Origin of the sequence: Streptomyces misionensis (assembly GCF_007896895.1) — a bacterium.
GTDB classification, from domain to species: Bacteria; Actinomycetota; Actinomycetes; order Streptomycetales; family Streptomycetaceae; genus Streptomyces; species Streptomyces misionensis_A.
Window position 1 is genome coordinate 194,262 of record NZ_VOGW01000199.1, and the last position, 2,903, is coordinate 197,164.

Here is a 2,903-nt window from a genome sequence, read left to right on the forward strand (position 1 = left end):
GTAAATGGCGAAAGCCCCGAGCTGAGGTAGGGAGACGCCGTCGTTGCTGGTGCGCAAGCGATTGTGAGGGGCCGTGGGCATGCCGGGCCGGCAGTTGAGGCCCGTAGGGGACACGGGATAGACGGACCGCCCGGGGGGCGGTGCGGGCGCCGGGGGCATGCCGATGGCCCCCCAGAACGGCATGGGCACCGCGGCGATGGTGCTCGGCATCCTGTCGATCTGTCTGTTCTGCCTGTACGGCGTCGTCTCGCTGGTGCTGGGCATCCTCGCGGTGGTCTTCGGCGTCAAGGGCCGCCGACGGGCCGAGCGCGGCGAGGCCACCAACCACGGGCAGGCCCAGGCGGGCCTGATCATGGGGGTCATCGGCATCATCGTCGGCGTCGCCATGATCGTGCTGCTGCTCGTGATCGGCATCAGCGCCTTCAACGAGGACTCGTCGAACTCCGACCCCTACTACGGCTCGGCCCACTCCCTCTCGGCCACGGTGGCGTCGGAACGCTGACGCGCGGCCCCGGCGCCGCCGAGCGCCCCGGTGGCCCGGAGACCCGGGCCACCACCCGCGCCGAGGCCCGGACCGGACAACGCTGCCGGTCGCAGCAAGCGTCCCGCCAGCTCCGCCCGTGCCTCCATCAGCGCGAAACCCAGCAGGTTCAGTCCGCGCCACCGCTCCGGGTCGGACGCCGCGTCGTCGGCCGCCGGCAGGCCGATGCCCCACACCCGGTCCAGCGGGCTCGCCTCGACCAGGACGCGGTCGCCCGTGCCCAGCAGGAAGGCGCGCAGGGCGTCGTCGGCGGCGAACTTGTGGACGCTGCCCTCGACCACGATGCGGAAGCGCTCCCGCTCCCATATCTCCTCGTCGAAGCCGCGGACCAGGCGGCCCGCCTTCTTGGCCTCGGCGGGACGGGCCGCGGACAGCACCCGCTCCTCCGCCCGCTCGTCGCCGAACAGACGGGCCTTGCCGGCCATCATCCAGTGCTCGGCCGTCGCGTAGTGCTTTCCGTCGACCACGAACGGCGACGGCCACCACTGGCTGAGACAGCTCGCGCCGATCGTGCCGTCCGGCCGGGGCCGGTGGCCCCAGAAGTGCAGGTACTTGATGCGGGACCCCGCCCGGACCTCGCTGACCAGGGCTTCCAGCCCGTTGATCCTCCCCATGCACGCGAGTCTGACACGCACCACTGACACACCGTCCGCCTTTTCCGCACCCGACTCGACACCTGGTCGACAGATTCCGTTGCGTAACCAAAAGGCAACAACGGAATCACTTGTTGGAGGCTAACGGCTCTGTCAGGATCGGCACTCAATTCGAGCTGGAGCTACGCCACCCACCCCTCGCACGGGGTGCAGGGCGGAGGAGAGCGACATGCACAACCCGGGCACCGCCACCCAGGAACGATTTCCCGCCGAGGACCGTTTCGCCGAGGGCGCGCAGTTCATCGCCGGCCGTCTGACCAGGGGCACTTCGGGCCGTACCCACGCCGTGGTCGACCCGGCCACCGGCACCGAGGTGTTCACCTACGACCTGGCCGGCACCGACGACGTCGACGCGGCCGTCGCCGCCGCCCGCGAGGCCTTCCCGGGCTGGGCCTCGGCCACCCCGGGCGAGCGCTCGGACGCCCTGCACCGCTTCGCCGCCGTGCTCGCCGACCGCGCCGAGGAGTTCGCCCGCGCGGAGTCCCTCCAGTGCGGCAAGCCGCTGAAGCTGAGCCGCGAGTTCGACGTCCCGGGGACCGTCGACAACACCGCCTTCTTCGCCGGTGCCGCGCGGCACCTCCAGGGGCAGTCGGCCGGTGAGTACTCCGGGGACCACACCTCGTACGTCCGGCGCGAGCCGATCGGGGTCGTCGGGTCCATCGCGCCCTGGAACTACCCGCTCCAGATGGCCGCCTGGAAGGTGCTCCCGGCGATCGCCGCGGGCAACACCATCGTGCTGAAGCCCGCCGAGCTGACCCCGCTGACCTCCCTGCTGTTCGCCCGCGCCGCCACCGACGCGGGCCTGCCGGACGGCGTGATCAACATCGTCACCGGCACCGGCCGGGAGGCCGGCGAGCACCTGGTCGGCCACCCCGACGTGGCGATGACCTCCTTCACCGGGTCCACCGCCGTCGGCAAGCGCGTCGCCGAGGTCGCCACCGCCACCGTCAAGCGGCTCCATCTGGAACTGGGCGGCAAGGCCCCGTTCGTCGTCTTCGACGACGCCGACCTGGAGGCCGCCGTCCACGGCGCCGTCGCCGGCGCGCTCATCAACACCGGCCAGGACTGCACCGCCGCCACCCGCGCCTACGTACAGCGGCCGCTGTACGAGGAGTTCGTCGCGCGCACCGCCGCCCTGATGGAGACCGTGCGGCTCGGCGACCCGTTCGCCCCCGGCACCGACCTCGGCCCCCTCATCTCGCACGCCCAGCGCGACCGGGTCGCCGGCTTCGTGGACCGCGCCCGCGCCTACGCCCGCGTGGTGACCGGCGGCGAGGCCCCCGGCGGCGACCTGGCGAAGGGCGCCTACTACCGGCCCACCCTGATCGCCGGCGCCCCGCAGGACAGCGAGATCGTCCAGTCCGAGATCTTCGGCCCGGTCCTGGTCGTCCTGCCCTTCGACAGCGACGACGAGGGCATCCGGCTGGCCAACGACACCCCCTACGGCCTCGCGGCCTCCGCCTGGAGCGGCAGCGTCTACCGCGCCAACCGCGCCACCCGCGACATCAAGGCGGGCTGCGTCTGGATCAACGATCACATCCCGATCATCAGCGAGATGCCGCACGGAGGCTCCAAGGCGTCCGGCTTCGGCAAGGACATGTCGGTGTACTCCTTCGAGGAGTACACGCAGGTCAAGCACGTAATGTTCGACAACACGGCGGTGGCCCGCAAGGACTGGCACCGCACGATCTTCGGGGACCGGTAGGAGC

2 protein-coding genes and 1 pseudogene are annotated in these 2,903 nt (G+C 71.7%); 2 read left to right on the plus strand and 1 reads right to left on the minus strand.

What is annotated here, in order from left to right; translation table 11 throughout:
* Positions 1 to 163: 163 nt before the first annotated feature.
* On the plus strand, positions 164 to 502 hold the full coding sequence (locus FRZ03_RS37515) for a DUF4190 domain-containing protein (protein WP_398662189.1): 339 nt from the start codon (positions 164 to 166) through the stop codon (positions 500 to 502).
* 107 nt (positions 503 to 609) lie between these two features.
* Here FRZ03_RS37515 and FRZ03_RS37520 read toward each other — a convergent pair.
* A pseudogene (locus FRZ03_RS37520) lies at positions 610 to 1,155 on the minus strand (NADAR family protein); the annotation flags it as partial.
* Between the two features lie 208 nt (positions 1,156 to 1,363).
* Here FRZ03_RS37520 and FRZ03_RS37525 point away from each other — a divergent pair.
* On the plus strand, positions 1,364 to 2,899 hold the full coding sequence (locus tag FRZ03_RS37525) for a gamma-aminobutyraldehyde dehydrogenase (protein WP_146469589.1): 1,536 nt from the start codon (positions 1,364 to 1,366) through the stop codon (positions 2,897 to 2,899).
* Positions 2,900 to 2,903 lie beyond the last annotated feature (4 nt).

What these genes read in the sequence shown, in the direction of transcription:
- FRZ03_RS37515 (WP_398662189.1), top strand. Translation starts at nt 164, where the DNA reads ATGGCCCCCCAGAACGGCATGGGCACCGCGGCGATGGTGCTCGGCATC.
- FRZ03_RS37525 (WP_146469589.1), top strand. Translation starts at nt 1,364, where the DNA reads ATGCACAACCCGGGCACCGCCACCCAGGAACGATTTCCCGCCGAGGAC.